The 21,992-nt window shown below is 39.4% G+C and carries 21 protein-coding genes; 9 read left to right on the forward strand and 12 right to left on the reverse strand.

What is annotated here, in order from left to right; translation table 11 throughout:
* The first annotated feature begins 42 nt into the window (after positions 1-42).
* The 3 genes from moeA (at position 43) to AB6N04_RS10735 (ending at position 2,568) form a co-directional block, all read left to right on the forward strand.
* On the forward strand, positions 43-1,284 hold the full coding sequence (gene moeA / locus AB6N04_RS10725; RefSeq protein ID WP_369308294.1) for a molybdopterin molybdotransferase MoeA: 1,242 nt from the start codon (positions 43-45) through the stop codon (positions 1,282-1,284).
* A 29-nt stretch (positions 1,285-1,313) separates the two neighbouring features.
* Entirely contained in the window at positions 1,314-2,042 is a 729-nt protein-coding gene (moeB, locus tag AB6N04_RS10730) for a molybdopterin-synthase adenylyltransferase MoeB (RefSeq protein WP_369312065.1), read from the forward strand.
* A 190-nt stretch (positions 2,043-2,232) separates the two neighbouring features.
* Complete coding sequence (locus AB6N04_RS10735; protein ID WP_369308295.1) at positions 2,233-2,568, forward strand: zinc ribbon domain-containing protein YjdM; 336 nt, start codon at positions 2,233-2,235, stop codon at positions 2,566-2,568.
* A gap of 103 nt (positions 2,569-2,671) precedes the next feature.
* On the opposite strand, the gene AB6N04_RS10740 is transcribed toward AB6N04_RS10735, so the two are convergent.
* The 3 genes from AB6N04_RS10740 to AB6N04_RS10750 are packed head-to-tail and all read right to left on the reverse strand — an operon-like array spanning position 2,672 to position 5,491.
* Positions 2,672-3,385 carry an MgtC/SapB family protein gene (locus tag AB6N04_RS10740; protein ID WP_369308296.1) on the reverse strand — a complete coding sequence of 238 codons (714 nt, stop codon included), beginning with the start codon at positions 3,383-3,385 and terminating at the stop codon, positions 2,672-2,674.
* Positions 3,386-3,408: 23 nt separating this feature from the next.
* A complete protein-coding gene (locus AB6N04_RS10745) occupies positions 3,409-4,656 on the reverse strand; it encodes an MFS transporter (RefSeq protein ID WP_369308298.1) in 1,248 nt (415 codons plus the stop codon).
* 13 nt (positions 4,657-4,669) lie between these two features.
* Positions 4,670-5,491, reverse strand: coding sequence for an MBL fold metallo-hydrolase (locus AB6N04_RS10750; protein WP_369308299.1), 822 nt, complete (start codon positions 5,489-5,491; stop codon positions 4,670-4,672).
* A 341-nt stretch (positions 5,492-5,832) separates the two neighbouring features.
* On the opposite strand from AB6N04_RS10750, the gene AB6N04_RS10755 reads away from it, so the two are divergent.
* Positions 5,833-8,043: an extracellular solute-binding protein gene (locus AB6N04_RS10755; protein WP_369308300.1), complete on the forward strand. Its 2,211-nt coding sequence runs from the start codon at positions 5,833-5,835 to the stop codon at positions 8,041-8,043.
* A 396-nt stretch (positions 8,044-8,439) separates the two neighbouring features.
* Here the strand turns inward: AB6N04_RS10755 and can are convergent, their stop codons facing one another.
* Entirely contained in the window at positions 8,440-9,123 is a 684-nt protein-coding gene (can, locus tag AB6N04_RS10760; RefSeq protein WP_369308301.1) for a carbonate dehydratase, read from the reverse strand.
* A gap of 264 nt (positions 9,124-9,387) precedes the next feature.
* Here can and AB6N04_RS10765 point away from each other — a divergent pair, with 264 nt between their 5' ends.
* Positions 9,388-9,789 carry a hypothetical protein gene (locus tag AB6N04_RS10765; protein ID WP_369308302.1) on the forward strand — a complete coding sequence of 134 codons (402 nt, stop codon included), beginning with the start codon at positions 9,388-9,390 and terminating at the stop codon, positions 9,787-9,789.
* A gap of 45 nt (positions 9,790-9,834) precedes the next feature.
* Here AB6N04_RS10765 and AB6N04_RS10770 read toward each other — a convergent pair whose 3' ends face one another.
* The 4 genes from AB6N04_RS10770 to AB6N04_RS10785 all read right to left on the reverse strand — a co-directional run bounded on the left by AB6N04_RS10770 (position 9,835) and on the right by AB6N04_RS10785 (position 13,898).
* Positions 9,835-11,433: an ABC-F family ATPase gene (locus AB6N04_RS10770; RefSeq protein WP_369308303.1), complete on the reverse strand. Its 1,599-nt coding sequence runs from the start codon at positions 11,431-11,433 to the stop codon at positions 9,835-9,837.
* Positions 11,434-11,810: 377 nt separating this feature from the next.
* The gene (tauD, locus tag AB6N04_RS10775; RefSeq protein ID WP_369308304.1) at positions 11,811-12,650 is read right to left on the reverse strand and encodes a taurine dioxygenase; all 840 of its coding nucleotides are present in this window, start codon (positions 12,648-12,650) and stop codon (positions 11,811-11,813) included.
* Positions 12,651-12,838: 188 nt separating this feature from the next.
* Positions 12,839-13,297 carry an N-acetyltransferase family protein gene (locus AB6N04_RS10780; RefSeq protein ID WP_369312067.1) on the reverse strand — a complete coding sequence of 153 codons (459 nt, stop codon included), beginning with the start codon at positions 13,295-13,297 and terminating at the stop codon, positions 12,839-12,841.
* A 25-nt stretch (positions 13,298-13,322) separates the two neighbouring features.
* Positions 13,323-13,898, reverse strand: coding sequence for a TIGR00730 family Rossman fold protein (locus AB6N04_RS10785; protein ID WP_369308305.1), 576 nt, complete (start codon positions 13,896-13,898; stop codon positions 13,323-13,325).
* Between the two features lie 338 nt (positions 13,899-14,236).
* On the opposite strand from AB6N04_RS10785, the gene rhtA reads away from it, so the two are divergent.
* Together rhtA and dps are read left to right on the forward strand one after the other, a co-directional pair.
* The gene (gene rhtA, locus AB6N04_RS10790; protein ID WP_369308306.1) at positions 14,237-15,124 is read left to right on the forward strand and encodes a threonine/homoserine exporter RhtA; all 888 of its coding nucleotides are present in this window, start codon (positions 14,237-14,239) and stop codon (positions 15,122-15,124) included.
* A 328-nt stretch (positions 15,125-15,452) separates the two neighbouring features.
* Positions 15,453-15,956, forward strand: a complete 504-nt coding sequence (gene dps, locus AB6N04_RS10795; protein ID WP_206085362.1) for a DNA starvation/stationary phase protection protein Dps — start codon at positions 15,453-15,455, stop codon at positions 15,954-15,956.
* 120 nt (positions 15,957-16,076) lie between these two features.
* Here dps and dinG read toward each other — a convergent pair whose 3' ends face one another.
* A complete protein-coding gene (gene dinG / locus AB6N04_RS10800) occupies positions 16,077-18,194 on the reverse strand; it encodes an ATP-dependent DNA helicase DinG (RefSeq protein ID WP_369308307.1) in 2,118 nt (705 codons plus the stop codon).
* A 240-nt stretch (positions 18,195-18,434) separates the two neighbouring features.
* On the opposite strand from dinG, the gene AB6N04_RS10805 reads away from it, so the two are divergent.
* Together AB6N04_RS10805 and sseA are read left to right on the forward strand one after the other, a co-directional pair.
* On the forward strand, positions 18,435-18,596 hold the full coding sequence (locus tag AB6N04_RS10805; protein WP_369308308.1) for a hypothetical protein: 162 nt from the start codon (positions 18,435-18,437) through the stop codon (positions 18,594-18,596).
* 37 nt (positions 18,597-18,633) lie between these two features.
* Complete coding sequence (gene sseA / locus AB6N04_RS10810; RefSeq protein ID WP_369308309.1) at positions 18,634-19,473, forward strand: 3-mercaptopyruvate sulfurtransferase; 840 nt, start codon at positions 18,634-18,636, stop codon at positions 19,471-19,473.
* A gap of 73 nt (positions 19,474-19,546) precedes the next feature.
* On the opposite strand, the gene AB6N04_RS10815 is transcribed toward sseA, so the two are convergent.
* From AB6N04_RS10815 to AB6N04_RS10825, 3 genes are all read right to left on the reverse strand, one after another.
* Positions 19,547-19,795 carry a GlsB/YeaQ/YmgE family stress response membrane protein gene (locus tag AB6N04_RS10815; protein ID WP_369308310.1) on the reverse strand — a complete coding sequence of 83 codons (249 nt, stop codon included), beginning with the start codon at positions 19,793-19,795 and terminating at the stop codon, positions 19,547-19,549.
* 151 nt (positions 19,796-19,946) lie between these two features.
* Entirely contained in the window at positions 19,947-20,885 is a 939-nt protein-coding gene (gene dusC / locus AB6N04_RS10820; protein WP_369308311.1) for a tRNA dihydrouridine(16) synthase DusC, read from the reverse strand.
* Between the two features lie 330 nt (positions 20,886-21,215).
* On the reverse strand, positions 21,216-21,980 hold the full coding sequence (locus AB6N04_RS10825) for an SDR family oxidoreductase (RefSeq protein WP_369308312.1): 765 nt from the start codon (positions 21,978-21,980) through the stop codon (positions 21,216-21,218).
* Positions 21,981-21,992 lie beyond the last annotated feature (12 nt).

Below are 21,992 nucleotides of genomic sequence, written 5' to 3' on the forward strand. Positions count from 1 at the left end.
TTTAAGCCTCAAGGCGTATCACAATAATGAGGATCATTATTTATGGATCAGTGTCAAACTAACGATTTGATTTCTTTAGACGTTGCATTGGAAAAACTCCTTGCTCAAACCCAAACTGTGACAGGAACAGAAACTATTCCTCTGACTTTATCAGCGCAGCGCATTATTGCCACTGACCTTATTTCTCCTATCAATGTCCCTCCATTTGATAATTCGGCAATGGATGGATATGGTTTACGTTTTACAGATTGGGACGGAAAAACGCCAATGCCTGTCGTCGGTAAATCATTCGCAGGTAATCCGATGGAAGGTGAACTCAAATCGGGGTGTTGTGTGCGTATTATGACTGGTGCCCCCATTCCTCAGGGTGTTGATACCGTTGTGATGCAAGAATCAACCGAGCAGACAGATAATGGCATCCTATTCACCCAGCCAATTAAAAAAGGCAGTAATATCCGTAAAGCTGGTGAAGATATCGCCCAAGGCAGTACTGTGTTCCCTGCTGGAACCTTACTCACCACATCTCAACTTCCGTTAATTGCTTCATTAGGCATTTCAGATGTCACCGTGTACCGCCGCCTCAAAGTGGCTATTTTCTCTACAGGTGATGAGTTACAAGCAGTAGGTCAGCCACTCGCAGAAGGGCAAATCTATGACACCAACCGTTTTACCGTCCGTTTGATGTTAGAAAAACTTAATTGTGAAGTACTGGATTTAGGGGTGATCCCTGATTCCCCTGAAAAGCTAAAACAAACCTTCATTGAAGCCGATCAACAGGCGGATTTAGTCATCAGCAGTGGTGGTGTCTCTGTCGGTGAGGCTGACTACACCAAACAAATTCTTGATGAGTTAGGCACCATTGGTTTTTGGAAACTTGCTATCAAACCGGGAAAACCTTTTGCTTTCGGAAAACTCAGCCATTCTTGGTTCTGTGGATTACCCGGCAATCCTGTTTCTGCCGCACTCACTTTTTATCAACTGGTTCAGCCATTAATCGCGCGCCTTGCCGGTCATAGCCAATGGCGTGCACCGTTACGCTTTAAAGTCCCCGTGATCACGCCGCTAAAGAAAACGCCAGGTCGTTTGGATTTCCAACGGGGTATTTTAAGCACCGATGAGCAAGGGCAACTTCAGGTTGCCACCACCGGTCATCAAGGCTCACATGTGTTTAGTTCATTTAGTTTAGCGAACTGTTTCATTGTACTGGAAAGAGAACGGGGTCGTGTAGACGCAGGTGAAATCGTTGAAGTCGAAATGTTTAACTACTTATTAAAAAGCGAATAATTACTGTGCAAGAACTTAGCGATAACGAAATGCTGCGGTATAACCGCCAAATCATTCTTCGCGGCTTTGATTTTGATGGGCAAGAAAAACTCAAAGCTGGTAAGGTGCTGGTCATTGGCTTAGGTGGGTTGGGATGTGTGGCAACCCAATACCTTGCAGCGGCAGGTGTTGGCCATTTAACGTTAGTTGATTTTGATACAGTATCGCTTTCTAACTTACAACGACAGATTTTGCACCGCGACGCGACAATTGGCCAACCGAAAGTGGAATCTGCCAAATCTCAACTTTGTGCTATTAACCCCCATGTTCATATTGACACGGTTAATGCACAGCTTGATGATGCACAACTCAATGGGTTAATCACTCGCCATGATGTGATTTTAGACTGTACTGACAATGTCGCAATTCGTGAGCAACTTAACCGGTTGTGTTTAGCGCAGAAAAAACCCTTGGTCTCGGGTGCGGCAATTCGTATGGAAGGGCAGCTTAGCGTTTTCACTTATGAAGATGATGCCCCTTGCTATCACTGTTTGAGTCGTTTATTTGGTGAAAATAGCTTGACCTGTGTCGAAGCTGGAGTGATGTCCCCCCTTGTCGGCACCATCGGCACGTTAGAGGCCATGGAAACCATTAAACTGCTAGCGAACTATGGCAAGGTGAATTCAGGCAAAGTATTACTGTTTGATGCGATGACAATGGATTTTCGCCAATTTAAATTGAGCAAAGATCCTCACTGTGAAGTTTGCTGCCAAAGCTAACCGGTTATTTACCCTCTCAATTAGGCGAAAATATTTCGCCTTTTTAATCGTTTTCATCCGAAAAACTCGGATTATTCCGAAAAAGCAATTTAATACCCCTTTAAGCTTATACTATCTCTCTTTTGTGGTGCCTGTACGTATAAACATCACCACGTTTTATTATTTTGATAATGTTACTGAGAGTATGAATATGCAATTCCCTCCTTGCCCGAAATGTCAGTCTGAATACACCTATACTGATAACGATATGTATATCTGCCCTGAATGTGCGCACGAATGGAATGACGCAGAACCCGTGGCTGATATTGATGAGCTGATTGTTAAAGATGCCAACGGTAATCTTTTAGCTGATGGGGATACCGTTACTGTGATTAAAGATCTGAAAGTCAAAGGTAGCTCATCGATGTTAAAAATCGGTACACGTGTAAAAGGCATTCGCTTAGTCGAAGGTGACCACAATATCGATTGTAAAATTGATGGCTTTGGACAAATGAAGCTAAAATCTGAATTTGTGAAGAAAAACTAAGTTAAAGCTAGCACTGTTTTAAACATCCCCCCAGCAATTGATTATTCAATTATTGGGGGGAAACTGATATGCAATAAATTTTATGTAAGATAATAATTGAATATTAGTGATCTAAAGAAACAGAATGAACATAAGATAACTGTTTTAAAGAGCAATAAAACTCAGGTAATGTAGTCCTTTGCCGTACCACGAGTTTTAAATTCACTTCAACTCGCTCTTTTTTAATGTCTCGTATCGTCAAGTTTTCAATAATGTCTTTATGTTGTTTTAAATACTCAATAAGTAAGGGAACGCCATCCTCATGGGTAAACAACATTCGAACTTTAATCTTACCTAATTTTTGATTTTTCATCTGAAATAACGCCACTTGCGGACTCAGTTGAATTGCCAAGAAAAAAAGAATAGTGACAATAAAGGCATGCCAGTAAAAGCCCGAACCACAAGCAATTCCCACCCCTGCTGAAGCCCAAACAATGGCTGCGGTTGTTAATCCTGAAATAGCATCATCACGGCGGTGTAAAATAACACCTGCACCTAAAAAACCGACACCACTAATAATCTGTGCAGCTAATCTCATTGGGTCACTACGAATATTATCCGATATATTTGCGTAATATTCAGCAGATTGAATGGAAACAATCGTTAATAAACAACTGGCAACAGCAATAATGACACAGGTTTTAAAGCCGACAGGTTTTCCCTTTGATTCACGCTCCAAGCCAATAAAGCCGCCTAAAATAAAGGCGGCGAGTAATTTAGCAATACTTGACAGTGACAAAGGGCCAATAGTGTCGACAAACTGCATAAAAACATCCATGGCTTACCTCTGTATATTTTAAATTACGGTACTACAGCGCCCTCCGGAGCTTTTTTATCTTGGCTATTTTTCTTTTGAGAAATATCATCTTTAAAGAAGAAGATAAAGAATACAGTAACGACAGCAGCAACGATGGCTGGGTAATGCCAGAACGTTTCCCACTGTGGTAAGGATCCACTGCCTTTTTCGGTGACCGTTGAGTTAAATATTTGTCCGCAGATAGTTGAGGCAAATAATAAACCAAAGCCATTGGAAACAATAAAGCGTAATCCTTGAGCTTGTGCGCGGATCTCTGGTTTTGCTTTACGGTCGACATAAATATCGCCAGCAGTAAAGAAAAAGTCCCAACATAATCCCTGAAGCATCAGGCCAAAAACAATAAAATATAAACTCGTATCAACTGCGGCATAGGCAAATAATGTTGAACGAATAATCCAACTAATAGCACCTAGCAATAAAGTGACTTTAAACCCAAACTTCATTAAGAAGAATGACAGGAAGAACATAAACAGAACTTCACAGGCAATACCAATTTGCATAATAGAAGCCGCATTATCGAACCCTAGCGTTTTGATAAACACAGGGATATAAGCGGAATAAGCTGTTTTTGGGATCATTAATACAAAGATGCTAAGCATTAAAATAGCAAAATAACGGTCTTTAAATAATGACAGTGCATCTAAGCATAAAATATCGCGCACAGAAAAAGGTTTGCCTTTAGCTTTTGGTGGCGTATTTGGCAATGTAAAACAGTAAAAACCTAATAATATAGCAACCGCTGATGCGATATACCACGTCATCGTACTACCTGAGAAGCCCATTTCCCCTAAAATAAACCCAATAGCCATAAAACCAAACGTACCGAATACACGAATAATAGGGAAATATTTCACACCATTAATATGGGAGAAGCTAATACTATTTGACAGTGCAGTCGTTGGGTAAAAAAGCAAACCAATTATAAAGATCAGAAACAGGGTCATACCACTGTTTTGTGCTTCAATAAATTGAGGCACACATAAAATGACTAAGGCATTAATTAAGTGGAGGATCCCCATCACTTTTTGTGATGCAAAAAAGCGGTCAGCAACCATACCAATAAATAACGGTGAAATAATGGTCGCAACACCTAATAACGCATAAGCATTACCAATGATATTCGCCATACCATAGGTGCTTAATACCAACCCCATTGTCATATTCCATGCACCTTGCATAAAATATTGCACAAACATCATGATCAGTAAGCGGGAAGTTATTTTCATATCCATTTTTGTGCCCCTCTTAATGTGTTTCTAACGTTAATCCGTCATAGGCAACACGGATATTATAAGGAGCACAAACCGCCACTAATTCATCATGCAGTAATTTACCACTGTGGGAGATATGAGAAACAGCAATTTGAGTTTCAGAGTGCAAGCAACCTTGTTGTTGAAGTCGTTCTTGTGCTGCAAAAACAGTCTCTAAACTCATATGGTTATCAGTACGGTTATGACCATTTAGACCGTAGGTGCATTCGAATACGATAATATCCAGTGGTTTGTTTTCAAGCCATTGCCAAGTCAGTTCGGGGAACCAACCTGAATCGTGACCATAGAAAATCGCTTTGCCGTCTTTTTCAATATGATAGACATAACAAAGTTCCCATTTGGCATGATTTGCAAGTAATGGCGTAATTTTATATCCATTTCTTTCAACAGTGACAAAAGGAATTAGGCAGTGAAAAGCGAAGCGCTCTTTACTGTATCCTGGTAGCACTTCAAGGCAACCATTGATCGCACGATCATTGCCAAAAATATGAAGTGGATGGTGAATTTCAAAACCATAGCCTTCCATTCGACTGAACAGGTCACCCACATTGAAATGGTCGGGGTGAGTGTGGGTAAATAACAAGCTTTCAAAATTGGTCGCATCCATTCCATCACGCATAAGTTGATAGCTAAATGTTGGAGACACGTCGATCAGCAAAAGATCATCCACAAGGGCAGATGAGTGCGTTCTGATATCTTTACCACCCAGTTGCCTCGCTTTTTGGCAGTGCTCACAACGGCAAAAAGGGTTTGGTATCCCCTCTGAAGCCGCAGTTCCTAAAAAATGAATTTTCATGACAATTACCTTTATCTTATTGTTTTATTTACTTTTACTAAATCCCTGGTGCTGGTATTTAATCAATAAATTGATTATTTGAACGTTCCAATAATAATGTGAGCAACTTATTTTGCCAATAATAGATATTCAAATCAGTGATCTCATTCAAACACAAATATATAATATATTGATTAATAACAGTATTTTTTACCAATTGGTTTTTATGCAAAAAAATGGGCTTTCTATTAGCTGATTGTTTTATTGGCAATTTTTATTTGGAACGTTCAAATTAATTATCAGTAGTCGTGATAAAAAATTCAGGTATGCTATGGACAGAAGCAACTAAGGTGAAAAAGAAAATGGCAACCATTAAAGATATTGCAAAATTGGCGGGCGTCTCCCACGGAACGGTTTCTAACGTTTTGAATAAACGAGGAAATGTGAGTGTAGAGAAAATTGAAGCCGTCTATAAAGCAGCAAAGCAGATGGGCTATCAGCTCAATACACAAGCCCAATTATTGAGAACGAATAAGAGCCATAAAATTGCGATACTATTACCGCAGTTAGTCTCTGATAAATACGCAATATTTTTTAATGCATTTAGGCAATCAATCTCTTTGTACCCTGAGATAACCTATGATCTGTTTTTGACGGATGATCTCGAAACAACAGAACTAGATGCATTACAAAAGATCGCTGCGGGTGGCTATAAACAGGTTGTTGCAGTAAGTTGTTTGCAAGACGCAACCCTCTATTTTGACACGTTAAAATTGCCAGCGTCTCAAATAGTGTTTATTTATCGCCAGCCAGCCAATGCCCATCATTTTTTTACGTTAGATTTTTCTCAAGCCGCTGACGCTATTTGTCAGCAAATTGCGACAAGTCGTAGCCAACTGGTTGGTATCTTTAGTGATGAACATGGTGAGTTAGAACGTTCAACGTTTGTTAGTGAGTTACAACGTAGTCTTAAACAACGTGCGCCAAATAAAAAATACATTGTGATCCGCGCTTCTAATGACGAGTCGTACAAAGCCGCATTTGATTTTTTCACCTTAGATCAAATACCCGATTTGTTCGTGGCTGAAGATATTGAAAAAGCAACCTTTTTAACTCAAGCCAGCTTTTTTGGTAGTCACAATGATTGCCCCGCTATTTTCGCCTTAAGTGGTAATATCCCTCCAATATTAAAAGGATTACACTGTTTTCCGATGAACTATGCACAGCTAGGGTTAGAGGTTGTCGATGAGTTAATGAAAGAGGAAGTGCAGAAAAATGAGATCGTCTCTACAAACACCGTTTATGTTCGTAACCAAAGTGGCAACCTTTATACCGCCACGCCTGCGCTCAATACCGCCCATAACGATAAACCAAGCTTGAATCTCCTTATTTTACCAAGCCCTTCAACAAATGCGCTCAAAAAGCTTTTGCCGCATTTTTATCGGCAAACAGGTATAAAAGTTAATTTAGCAATACACCCCTATGATGAAGTTTACCAAATATTAGGGCAACTTCATTTGCATCCTTATTATGATTTATTGCGTATTGATATGGCGTGCTTTCCTTGGTTTGCAGAGCGTATATTACAACCTCTAGATAAAGTTGGGAGCGGTCTGACCGATTTATTAAGTAGCTTTTCGCTCCCCACCCAACAAAAGTTTAGTTTAGTGGGAGACATTGCTTATGCCATGCCGTTTGATGCGAGTGCACAGTTGCTATTTTATCGAAAAGACCTTTTTGAAGACCCCATTCTAAAACGAATGTATTACGAAAAAACAGGCAATGAATTAACCGTACCGACTAATTTTATTGAATATGACCAAGTCACCCAATTTTTTACAGAGCATCATGAAAAAGGGCATTTTTCTCGTCCTATTGGTGCATCAACAACATTGGGAAGTGCAGGGTTGATCGCAAGTGAATATTTATTGCGCTACTACGCCGAAGGTGGTCGTTTAATCGGGGTAGATGATATCCCTCGATTAGAAATGCCTTTGGCAGGTAAGGTATTAAGTGATTATCTATATCAAGTTTCAGTCACTGAAAATATCCATGAAAAATGGTGGAGCGAGTCAATTAGGCAATTTGAGAAGGGAGAGTTGGCTATGTTGATCGCTTATATGAACTTGTTTAATGATGTCGCCCACAGTGATATCTTCCCTAAAATTGGTTATGCACCTGTTCCAGGGGGGCTCCCTCAACTAGGTGGCGGGGCACTTGGCGTCTCCCGTTATAGCCAAAAATCACACTATGCAGAGCAATTTTATCGTTGGCTCTATTCCCCTATCGTAATGGATCACCTTATTTTATTGGGTGGAAACAGTAATCATCAAGATTTCAGTCATAACCAAGAAATATGCCATCGTTACCCTTGGATGCCGCTGGCTTACCAAGAAATTAACCGTGGGATCCGTGAATCTTCCATTCCAAGTGGCAAGTTATTTAATTTACGCCAAGCAGAAGTCATTATTGGGCAAGGGATCACTAATGTAGTGAATAAAATCATGACAATAGAAGAAACCATCGAATACATTAACCAGCGTTTATTGGTCGATACACAAGGGGAGCGATAAGACAAATGTTGTTTGCCTGTGAAAAGCGATGCGGCAAAAGCCGCATGGTTCATTTTTCGACATGTTTATACATGCTAGAAAGGTCCTAAACACATGTTGAGGTGACTGAGTTGCCCAATAACATTGAGCGCGTTGATTTTCTATTCCCAATAACCCGCGCACTGCTCACTTTAATCTAAAAAAATAATAAATACCCAGAACATATTAAAATATAGTGAAACTAAAATACCAAATAAAATATCTTTATGATAAGCAGAACGCTATCATAATGAAACGTTTATAGAATAAAGCTATTAATCACTTATAGATAACTATAAGAAAATACGACCAATTGCCCAAGTTAGTCACTTAAAGAAGGCCAATTAATCATAATAATAAAATTAGCCTTCCGTTTTATTATTTCGCTGAACAACCTGTTGTAAATGGTGTCTTTGTTGTTAATGCAGCGATAGCCTCACGGTAACAAAGTTCGAGTTTCGCACAGCTGTCTGCTGTTATATCAAGATCAATTAAAAAACCGTCCGAAATACCATAAATCCAACCATGCACCATGATATCTTGCCCTCGTTTCCAAGCAGATTGAAGTACAGTGGAGTGCCCTAAATTATATACCTGTTCGACGACATTTAATTCACATAAGCGGTTTATCCGTTCTGTCGGCTTAAGCTCACCAAGCATACGGCTATGTTTAAACCAAATATCACGAATGTGTAGCAACCAATTATCAATTAAACCTAGAGCGTCGTTTTCTATCGCGGCTTCAATACCCCCACAACCGTAATGTCCACAAACAATGATGTGCTCAACTTTAAGAACATCAATAGCATATTGAATAGCAGATAAACAGTTTAAATCTGTGTGGATCACCAAATTCGCAACGTTGCGATGCACAAAAAGATCCCCCGGTCCAACTTTAATTAATTTTTCCGAAGGTACGCGACTGTCAGAACAACCAATCCATAAGAATTTGGGTTGTTGATCTTTTGATAATGCTTTGAAGAAACTTGGGTCTTGTTCTTTTATTGACGTAGCCCATTCTCTATTATTAACAAATAACTCTTTAATTTTATCCATTGCCATTCGGCACGCTCACTTACAGATAGATAGTATGCAATGTTTAGTCTTATTGATAAAACATAGTTAATTTAATTGCTGTTCTGCATTTTACTAGTAGATTATTCTCAATAAATTGATTAAAAGATATTTTATTCAATGAAAAAAAGCAAGATACCCATATCTGTATGTTAATCGATATATACTATTAATTTACTCTGATTATCGTATAAATGACTATCCTTGAGCTACCTCATTGGCTATAGTCATATTTCATATTCTGAATAAAGAATGGAAAAAATAACCATGGGCAACTTAAAAATACTTGTTCTTTTGTTAATAAGCTTAGTTACCAGCGGCTGTATTAATAAAAAGGAGAAAAACAAACTAACTTATACCGTAGAAGATGCTCACGTGGTTTTAAATAATGAGTGTATATTAGAACTTCAACAATACAATTCACAATCGGATACTCAACAAATTTGGTTAAAGCTTAAAGAAACACCATCTTGTTCAGGTAAACTAAATGCTTTGTTACTCAACAATATAGGTAAACATCTTTCTGTACAGTTTGGTGGGGAAACCCTTCTTTCAGACACCTATATCTCAAGTGGAATACGCTCAGAAGATGGTTTTATTCAATCCGTACCGAATAACGAAATTGCCTTAAAAATAATTAACGCATATAAATAAGCCTCAGAGATATTCTGAGGCTTCAGCTTAACTCGCCATTATTTTTTACAAAACCACACCTTGGCTTATTAGGTACTCATCATAAGTACCTTTGAAATCAATAACTTTATCTTCTTTGATTTCTAAAATACGGCTTGCCAGTGAACTAACAAACTCACGGTCATGGGAGACAAATATCAACGTCCCTTTGTACAACTCAAGTGCTAAGTTCAATGACTCAATGGACTCCATGTCCAAGTGGTTAGTTGGCTCATCCATAATTAGAATGTTTGGTTGTTGCATCATCAACTTACCAAATAGCATACGCCCTTGCTCACCCCCTGATAACACTTTCACTTTCTTTTTAATGTCATCTTGCGTGAACAGTAAACGACCTAAGATGCTGCGCACCGCTTGTTCGTCGTCGCCTTCATTTTTCCACTGGCTCATCCAGTCAAAAACAGTCAAATCGGTCTCGAAATCTTCTGCATGATCTTGAGCATAGTAACCAATGCGACTATTTTCCGACCACTTAACCACCCCACTTGTTGCTGGCTGCTCACCCATTAAGGTTTTTAAGAAAGTCGTTTTACCAATACCATTCGCACCGATAACCGCCATTTTCTCGCCAACTTCAAGGAGTAAATTCACATTTTTGAAGAGTGGCCCTTGATCATAACCATTAGTTACCGCTTCTAATTCAAGTGCATTACGGAACAGCTTTTTCTCTTGCTCAAAACGAATAAATGGGTTTTGGCGGCTAGACGCCTTCACCTCATCTAATTGAATTTTGTCAATTTGGCGAGCACGCGAGGTGGCTTGTTTCGATTTAGATGCGTTGGCGCTAAAGCGGCTAACGAAAGATTGAAGCTCGGCAATTTGCGCTTTTTTCTTCGCATTATCAGCAAGTAAACGCTCACGAGCTTGTGTCGCTGCTATCATATACTCATCATAGTTACCGGTAAATAAACGCAACTCACCGTAGTCTAAGTCCGCCATATGCGTACAAACGGTATTTAAGAAGTGCCTATCATGGGAAATAATGATCATTGTGCAATTACGATCATTGAGCACTTGCTCTAGCCAACGGATAGTATCAATATCCAAGTTGTTGGTTGGCTCATCAAGTAGCAAAATATCGGGATCCGAAAATAGGGCTTGAGCGAGTAATACGCGCAATTTCCAGCCCGGAGCAACTTCACTCATTGGGCCATAATGTTGCTCAACAGGGATACCGACACCGAGTAATAGTTCACCCGCACGTGCTTCTGCACTGTAACCATCCATTTCACCATAGGCGACTTCCAAATCAGCGACGCGGTAACCATCTTCTTCGCTCATTTCAGGTAACGCATAAATACGGTCACGTTCTTGCTTCACATTCCACAATTCGCTATGGCCCATAATGACCGTATCTAGAACCGTGTATTCTTCGAATGCGAATTGATCTTGGCGAAGTTTACCAATACGTTCATTCGGATCCGTAGTACTGACGTTACCCGATGTTGGAGTTAAATCGCCACCTAAGATCTTCATAAACGTCGATTTACCCGCGCCATTTGCGCCGATTAAACCGTAACGGTTGCCCGTACCAAATTTGACTGAAATGTTTTCAAACAGTGGCTTACTGCCAAACTGCATAGTGATATTGTTGGTTGTTAACACTGCTAAGCCTTAAATTAAACGGTGTAGAGTTACCCGCCTTAAAGAGTATTCATCATAGCAAAAGCGGATAACACTGCTTTAAACAGCAATGCAATCAGAGATCCCTATGACCTGTAAAACGACGGGTATAAATAGCGGCGCATTATGCCATAATCGAACGCTTAGATCTTGTGCTGTTTTGATAATCTTTACTCATCAATCATTCTTGACGTTATTTATCTTTCGTGGTGAATTTTCATGCTAATTGAGTTCGTTTTAGTCAAGGCGAGAGGTTTGCCGCCTAATAAACTCGACAAGCGCCTCTCAACGTAGCATCAAATAAGTGTAACGTGCCATAAAGCAACATTTAAGCATTATCCTTGTTCAAATATTAGCCCCTAATATGGTATGCCACCGATTATTGTTGCTCTGTGCATAATACGTCGCTCAGGTAAATAATCCGCTGTGGCATAATGCTGTGTTATTTGATTATCCCAAATAACCAAATCGTCTTTATTCCATTGCCAACGCACCTGAAATTCAGGCTTATTAATGTGCTGGAATAAAAAAGCCAGTGTGGTCTCACTCTCTTTTGGTGTTAACCCTATGATCCGAGTTGTAAAGCCTTCATTAACAAATAAAGCTTTTCGCCCTGAAAGAGGGTGAGTCCTAACAACGGGATGTAATACCGGCGGGCTATTTTCTTTGGCTTTTAGCCATCTTGAATAAGTGACTTCGCAATGGTTAAAGCGGTACTCTGGAAATGATTTCGTAAAATCATGCACTGCCTGTAAGCCAGCTAGCATATGCTTCCACCGAACAGATAATGCGTTATAAGCTGCAATACCACTGACCCATAATGTATCCCCACCTAACGTTGGAATATGTTTCGCAGCTAAAACTGCCCCCATTGGCGGCGTTTCAATAAATGTAACATCCGTATGCCAATTGTCATTATCTGGTGGATTATCTTCATCCGTATCAAGTACCGTTATTTCCTCACATTCTGGTGTATGTGGATAAATTGGATGTGTGTGTAATAAACCGAATCGTTCTGCAAATTGTTTTTGCTGTATGGGTTCAATAGGTTGATTTCTTAAAAAAAGCACATGGTATGACTGTAAAGCATAATTAAGTGCAGTGAAAAGTTTATCATCTATTGCTTGAGATAAATCAATGCCACTGATGAGAGCACCTAATGTGGGTGTTATCCGCTTTATTTGAAAAGGATATTCCATATAACCCCTAATGACTTCAGTTTTAATGTAAAAATGAAATTAATCTAGATTAGGCGTTTTAAAAATATCAAAAATAATAAAGTTAATATAAAACAATATATTAAAAATATAATAATGTTAGTAATAGGTAGTTAATTAGTATTTTAAAAGGGTACTAATCGGCCGTATTCGACCGACTTGAAATAAAATTACAGCTTAATACCCATAGTACGCGTAATTTCAGATAGGCCTTCACGTTCATAAAAGCGGATAGCATTATGGTTTTGTGCTAAAACAGACAGTTCTAAGTGGCTAAATTGTTTGCTTTTTGCCCATAATTTCATGCTATCAAGTAATTGATGCCCTATTTTTTCACCGCGAAAATCAGGAGAAACAATCAAATCAAAAACGTAAGCAAAGTCCCGTGGAACTAGGCAATTATATGGTTCGGCTGATTGATGCTGCGCAATACAAAACCCTTTAACTTCCCCTTCGAATTCAGCGACTAACAGATGAAATTTATCATCAACAATGGCATTTTCAATAAACGCTTTTGATTGCATAGCAGGCTTCATCCGTTCAGGATCAAGCAACGCCATTTCACTAAACAAGGTTTGATAGAGAGATAAAATAGCGTTTAAATCATCATATGTTGCTTCTCGTATCATCATTTCCTTCGAATTTTTAAGTTGTTTAATCGTATGTTTTCACCGATGGCGCAATATAGGACTCAAAACTATCCATCAATGCCGCTGGCGAATCGTTGACAATCGCCATATGGCGATACTTTTCATGTAGGAAACCTTCGTCCGCCATTTTATTTGTCATGTCAATTAATGGTTGCCAATAATTATTAATGTTAAATAGGGCACAAGGCTTGGTATGTAAGCCAATCTGGCTCCAAGTAAACACTTCTGAATACTCTTCTAACGTGCCATATCCCCCCGGTAAAGCAACAAACGCATCCGCCAGCTCAATCATTTTACTTTTGCGTTGATGCATTGTTTCAACTTTATACAGCTCAGTCAGATTTTTATGTGAAATTTCACGCTCTTCGAGCAATGACGGTATGACACCTATCGCCTTTCCACCGAGGGATAAAACAGTATCTGCAATTGTTCCCATAATGCCGACACTGGCTCCGCCATACACTAAAGCAATGTCTCTCTTAACCATTTCTTTTGCAAATTCAATCGCTTTTTGTTGATAAATTCCATTTTTGCCCATGCTTGAGCCACAATACACCGCGATACTTTTAATTTTTCCCATTACGTCCTCATTTTTTCATTTTATTATGGCGTTTTTACGAAAAAAGGATTATACGAGAGCAATAAAGAAGCTCAAGCCAAATTATTGACCATAATAAACAATTTTCTAATCTCTGTTATACCACTGCTATATCACTAAACCAATATCGGCTTTCCTATACCGCATTTTATCCCTCATAAATAAGCGCTATTAAGCAATAAACAAATATAAAATAGGCCTATTCTATGAGATAATCATGAGGAATTTGTTTTTCATTGTTCTACCTTATTTTTATTTAACACAAATTAATTAATTCTGTGTTTATGGCTTAGTAATGTTTTTCTGGGGTTTTATTAATTATGTCTGCCGATACCAAAAAAAGCGCATTTCCGCTATTACCAATAGGGTTATTACTCCTTGCAATGACCTCAATTCAAAGTGGAGCGTCCTTAGCTAAAACATTATTTCCTCTTATCGGTGCCCCCGGCGTAACAGGTTTACGCTTATTACTGGCTACTATCATCTTGTTTGTTATCTTTAAGCCTTGGCGCTTAAATTTTAGAAAAAGCTCATTAGTGCCATTGTTAACCTATGGGTTGTCACTTGGAACAATGAACTACCTTTTTTATTTGTCCCTTGAACGCATTCCTCTGGGGATCGCAGTGGCACTGGAATTTACAGGCCCGTTAGCTGTCGCGATGTTTTCTTCGCGCAGACCTATCGATTTTTTGTGGATTGGGCTAGTGATTATTGGTTTACTCTTTTTGCTGCCAATCGGTGATAATATTAATGCCATCGACCCCATCGGCGCTATTTATGCTTTAGGTGCGGGGGTATGTTGGGGGATTTATATTATTTTTGGTCAACGTGCAGGTGCAGGTTACGGTGCAGCAACTGTGGCCATTGGTTCCTTTATTTCTGCCCTAATTTTCTTTCCTATTGGTTTGATGCAAACGGGTTTTGAGGTGATGTTCGACCCTGCAATATTGCCCCTTGCTTTAGCTGTTGCTATCTTATCAACGGCATTTCCTTATACCCTTGAAATGATAGCTTTAACACGCCTGCCAGCAAAAACTTTTGGTACATTAATGAGCCTTGAGCCTTGTATGGGCGCTTTCCTTGGTATTATTTTCTTACAAGAGCACCTCACTGCAACTCAATGGTTAGCGCTGTTATGCATCGTTTGTGCTTCTATTGGTTCTACATCCACCGCTACGCCGAAATCAAAAATAGAGGAAGTCTCATAGCGTAAATAATGCTTTTTTCTAAGCATTAACAAGGTTAATAAACGGGTTAGTTCTGTTTATTAACCTATTATCTTGTCATTAACACTTCATCTATTTGTAATATTAATTGCTCCAACTTGCTTTAATTTAATATTAATTTCACCTATCGCACTTATTGCAAAAAACAATTAACTTCTAGCAGCCACAATAAATTTAAGTACAGTAAGTCATATCGAGTTAGCCTATTAAATTAATCGTTTATTACACTATGACAGATTAAACTGAATACTTTATATTTATTAGCAAATGAGGTTATTAATCAATTTCAATATTAAAAAGAGGATGGATCATGAGTACAGCTAAATTATTTAAAACATCTTCAACTGAACTTTTATATACACGTAACGACTTGGAAGATAGCGTAAAATTAGAAACCATTGGTATTTTAAATGTGATGGTTGTTCATTTTACAGATCTGTCTTTAATGACTAAACAGGCTCACTGGAATATGCGAGGTCGTAATTTTATCGCAGTCCATGAAATGTTAGATGGCTTTAGAACCACATTAGTTGAGCATTTAGACGAATTTGCAGAACGTGCTGTACAACTAGGTGGCGTTGCAATTGGCACAACACAAGAAGTCAACCGCTTTACGTCACTAGAAGCTTATCCAATTAACATTCATAGCGTACAAGATCACTTAAAAGCCCTTGCAGACCGTTATGCAGTTGTCGCAAATGATATTCGTAAAGCCATTGATGAAGTCGAAGATGAAGACACTGCGGATATGTTTACCGCGGCATCTCGCGACATGGATAAATTCCTTTGGTTCTTAGAAGCGAATATTGAGTAATGTCGAGCAATAGAGTCAATATACATTGACCAGAAGGCCACATTCTATTGTGGCCTTTTATGTTTATAACCAGATACATAACCTAACAATTTATTTTCTAGCTTTATTTTTAATATAAAGCTATTTTTTATTTATGATCTTCGGCATTTTAGGCTGTTCTATTGGAAAAACAGGCAAAGCATTTAATAGGCGTTGCCCATAGTTTTTTGTCAATAGCCGTTTATCATAAATAATAATTTCACCATAGCATTCATGACTGCGAATTAAACGCCCTGCTTGCTGAATTAAATTAAATGATGCGCTAGGCAAACTTTGTACCTCGAAAGGATAACGTTTTAACGATTTTAACCAATCCCCTTCAGTCACAATGACTGGGTTGGTCACTGGAGGAAATGCAATTTTATGAATATGCACCTGTGTCAAATACTCGCCTTTTAAATCAAGTCCTTCTGCAAATGATTGTAAACCAATTAATGCACTCCCTTGACCTTTGCTGACTCTATCACAATGGGTCTCAACCAAACGATAGCGTGGCTGATCCCCTTGGACCAACAACTGCAAACGTAAATCTTTTACGTGTTCAAGAAACCCTTCCATCGCTCTTTGGCTACTAAATAAAACCAAAACACCACGGTGCTTACCTTGGGTAAATTGCTCACGGAAAAATGCGGCCATTTCAGCAAGATGCTGTGGCTCATTAGATATTGTTGGCTCATACTCCATTTGCGGAATGATAATTTTCCCTTGCTCAACATGGTTAAACGGCGAAGACAATGTCACAAAATGATCATCATTCTTTTCAGATAACCCTGTTAATTCCATAAACCTTGAATAGCTATTTAAGGAGCGAAGTGTGGCTGATGTAATAACAATATGTGGCACATTGCGCCACAACAGATGCTGTAACTGCTCACTCACACGGATCCCCGCACAATGCATAAAAATACGCGATTGATTTTTTTCATAACGTCGACTTAACCATTTTGACACTGGCGCACCTGAACTTTGATCGAGTGCGGCTAGTCGCCAAAGTTTAGCCATATTTTCAAAATAGCCCATCGCGCGACTCATGGTTAATATAGAGCGATGTAAACGTACAATATCTTGCTTTGCAGTTTGCTCCGTCAAATCATTTAATATTGATTCTGCAAGGCCTTTTAAGGCATCTGTTTGTTTAAAAAGATCTTGGCAACACAACTGCATTGCTTCAGGTAATACCCCAAGCGGGAAAAGATACTCGTCATCTTTTGACTTTTCGGGCAATAATGCATTAGCAAGCAAAGAAAAATCACGAAACGTCTCACGCAGTTTTTCTGCGTGCAGTTGTAATTTTTCTGGGTTTGCCAATTTAGGCGGTTTGGCTGGCCGAAATTGCGCTAAATACTGGCCTACATGACTCATGAAATTATCCACTTGTGCTGTCAATTGCACTAATGTGATTTCCCCTTCGACTTCAAGCGCATCCCTTGCAACATCTGGCACGTGGTGTCCTTCATCCAAAACTAATAAAAGCTTTTTAGGATCAGGTAACACAGATTCGCTTTCCATCGCAGCCATAACTAAAGCGTGGTTTGCCACGACCACATCCGCATCGTCGATTTCTCGCCTAGCAATAAAAAACGGACATCTTTGATAAAATTGACAATTACGTCCTAAGCAATTCATTTTATCCGTACTGACTTTACGCCATAAGCTGTCTGAAAAAGCGCGTTTATGGTGATCACGTAAGCCATCCCATACAAAAGAATTAAAGTCATTACGTAATTGCTGACAAATAGCCCGTTCCTCGCTACTGGCTATTTCCGTTTTATCCTCCACCAACAGCATTAAATCGATTTGCTCCCCTTCAGCGGCACAAATTGCCGCTAAATTTCGCGGGCAAACATAGCGTGCACGCCCAAACGCCCCGGTAAATTTTAAATCAGGAATAATTTTGCTCAGTAACGGCAGGTCTTTACTAAAAATTTGATCTTGTAGTGCCACATTTGCTGTGCTCACAACTAAGGTTTTCCCTTCTTCCCTACCCACCGCAATACCTGGGATTAAGTATGAAAGTGTTTTTCCTACCCCTGTTGGTGCTTCAATAACCAAATGGCGACCGCCGTCACCGGCTAAGTTTTTAGCAACTTCCGCGATCATTTGGCGCTGTGGTGCACGGGAAACAAACCCATCAATTTGGAGTGACAACCCTTTATACCACTGGGTTATTTGTTCTTTAATTTTACTTGATAGGGACATAAATTACGCTGATGACCAAATGTGAGATGTAAGGTAACGAAAACAGCCATGGCAAGGAAACACGAAAAATCACTTTTACCAACCGTTTCGCAAAACTACTGTATTAAAAACCATTATACATAAAAATTGGGAAGCCTTTTGCAAAACACCAACTCACTAACAGAAAAAGTTGCTTTTAACTTGTTTGCAACACTCATCCAGTTATACTTTGAGTTCTTATTTCTATGCAGGCTATAAAAAATGAAAAAGATTGTTATCGCACTTTGCGCATTATGCGCTTTTGGTTCCGTAGGCGGCATCGTTCTTGCAGGGATGAATATCTATACACGTTCCACAACCCCGATAGAAAAAGGGCAACCACAATCGCCATCATTAGTACCTGCGCCAAACCAAGTTCAATAATTTCGCGTGATTTAACACCCCAGGACGGAGATAGCTTATGTACAACGATTATTTTGTAACCCCTCAATGGCTTAATACGCACTTATCGGATGGTAATATCATTGTACTTGATGCTTCGTCTCCTCCACCAACCGCTCCTTATGATTGCCGTCAACGTTATGTTGAAGAGCACATCCCTAACGCGCAATTTTTCCACCAAGATGAAATCGCTGATAAAACATGTGACCTACCTCATATGTTGCCTAGTGCGGAGGTATTTAGCCAAGCGGTTGGAGCAATGGGGATTGATAACAACACTCAAGTTATTATTTACTCACAGAACAATTTGTTTTCATCACCACGTGCTTGGTGGACGTTCACCACCATGGGATGCAAGCATGTCAAAATCCTTGCTGGGGGTATTGAAGCATGGAAAGCCGCGGGGTTTACAACCCAATCAGGTGAAGTCCCCCCACCGAAAAATAAAGAGTTTAAAGCATCACGTAAAGGCACTAACGCGGTAAACCAGCAGCAACTTCTTGATCTTGTTAATGAAGGTCAAATCCAAATTATTGATGCCCGCGCTGCACCTCGTTTTTATGGCGAAGCACCTGAGCCTCGTCCTGGTTTACGCATGGGTCACATTCCGGGAAGCAAAAATGTCCCTTGGGATTTATTAGTCACTAATGGTGAATTTAAATCACCAGAAGCTTTAAAAGCGATTTTTACAGAACAAGGTGTCGATATCCAAGCCCCGTCAATAACTACCTGTGGCTCTGGAATGACTGCCGCAGTCGTCCTTATGGCATTAACGCTATTAGGTAACTCAAATGTACGCTTATATGACGGCTCATGGGCAGAATGGGGGCAAGATAATGGCTTGCCAATAGAACCTTGATTTTTTAGCTTATAAATGAATAAGCCACTCCTTTGTAAGTGGCTTATTTAAGAAAAATTTTGAACCACAAGTGCTATTTGGCAAATATCCCGGCTAAAAAGAGCACAACAATGGCACCAACCACTGCAACGACAAAGCTACCAAAGTTAAAACCGTCAACTTTGCCTTTGCCAAAAAACGTGCTGATATAACCACCAACGACAGCCCCAACGATCCCTAACACTGTCGTCATAATGAATCCCATATGGTAAGTACCAGGCATTAACCACTTAGCTAAAATACCGGCTATCAAACCAAAAATGATCCACGCAATAACCCCCATATAAAGCCTCCCAAGACTAGGTCTCTATTTAAAAATGACTGAAAAACGCTCAATCATAGGCATTAGATATACCTATCATATAGTTTAAGTAAAGACCCTATAGGTTAAATTCGCAAATAAAAATAATAATGAAACAACACTTTTTCCGTTATTAACTAACGACACGCGTAATCACAGCAGCGATTTGCTCGGCATTTTTCAACGTCCTAACCTGTGAAAATAACTCATCCGCTTCTTGGTATTCTTTACGTAAATAACTCAACCATTGTTTGATGCGAGCCGCATGATAATGACCTGTATCACCTTGTTTCTCGAGCTCGGTGTATTTTAACAATAATCCCCCAACTTGCCCCCAAGGCATTTTAACGTCATTGTGTTTAATCACTCGACTCAAGTTTGGAGTATTAAGGGCACCTCGACCAATCATCAGCGCATCACAACCTGTAACCTGAAGACAACGCTGAGCGCTATCATAATCCCAGATTTCACCATTCGCTATTACAGGAATTGATAACTTACTGCGAATTTCACCAATTGCTTGCCAGTTGATACGCTCCGCTTTATAACCATCTTCTTTGGTACGCCCATGAACGGTTAATTCCGTTGCCCCTGCCTGTTGTACTGCATCCGCAATTTCATGGGAAAATGAAATACTATCCCATCCTAAACGTACTTTAACGGATAGCGGAAATTCTTTCGGCACAGCATCACGCATTGCTTTAGCTGCTCGGTAAATCAAGTCTGGTTGTTTTAGTAATGTTGCTCCACCGCCGTGACCATTAACCGTTTTCGAAGGGCATCCACAATTGAGATCAACACCCCATGATCCCAATTCAATCGCGCGATTTGCATTTTCGGCTAACCATTGAGGATGCTGACCCAGTAATTGAACACGCACTAAGGTCCCTGACGGAGTTCTACTTTGGTATTTGAGTTCGGGACATAAACGGTAAAATGTTTTTGCGGGTAGCAATGTGTCAACAACTCGCACAAATTCACTAATGCAAAGATCGTAATCGTTGACCTCACTTAATAAAGAACGAACAAGGGGATCTAAAACTCCTTCCATAGGAGCTAATAAAACACGCATAAATGGCTCACAAAAAAGACAGCAAAAGTAAAAAACAATTTTTACAACTATATTAGCCTATGGGACCGCATTAATATATTCGCATAGCAAATAAAAGCATCGGTTTCAGCCAACTATAATACATCTCTTTAGATAAAATAAATAAGTATAAAAATGAGTGAGGTTTGCCAGCAGGTAGATAGATTTTAAAAATAGACTAGGAAAATCAACTTGTTGATTTTCGGTTGATAATACAAAGTGGGAAACCATGCTTTTATCCCACTTTGTCAACAACCCCACGCCCCAGTGAGTCTATCATATTGGGGCGTGCCTCACTTAACATGTGCCTAATTAAACGATAGTAAAACAACCATCAATGATTAAATCAGCACCTGAGGTATAACTTGCCGCATCAGAGAGTAAATAAATTACAGCGCCAGCAAGCTCTTCAGGTGTTCCCATTCTTTTGAATGGGATCATTTTAATCCATTCGTCTTGCCAATCCTGCCTGACTGTTGCCGTCATTTCTGTTCGAATATAACCTGGGCTGATTGAATTAACACGGATACCATGTTGTCTCCATTCTACCGCTAATGATTTGGTTAAGTGCACGACAGCAGCTTTCGATGCATTATACGATGCCTGTTCTTGTGGAATATTAACAATTGTTCCAGACATGGATGCCGTATTAACAATACTACCTACTTTATTATTATTAATTAAATAACGAGCAAATGCCTGAGCGACAAAGAAAACGCCATTTAAATTGACATCAACAATTTTACGCCATTCATCGGGAGTACAATCAATCGCCGCTTTATGCAGGCAAATTCCCGCATTGTTGAATAATAAATCTAAAGTACCAAAATCAGCACCAACTGCTTCAATGCAATTTTTCACATTTTCAGGGTCAACCACATTGCAGCAATATGCTTTTGCTTTTATATGATAATTTTGTTCCAATTGCTCAGCGACATCACTGGCATCAACTAAATCAAAAATAGCAATATCAGCCCCTGCATCTGCTAAATATTGTGCAACGACTTTTCCAATACCTTGCTTACCACCAGTTACAATAGCAACTTTCCCTTTTAAAGAAAAAATATCACTACGCATAATAACATTCTC

Source organism: Providencia rettgeri (genome assembly GCF_041075285.1).
Lineage (GTDB): Bacteria > Pseudomonadota > Gammaproteobacteria > Enterobacterales > Enterobacteriaceae > Providencia > Providencia rettgeri_G.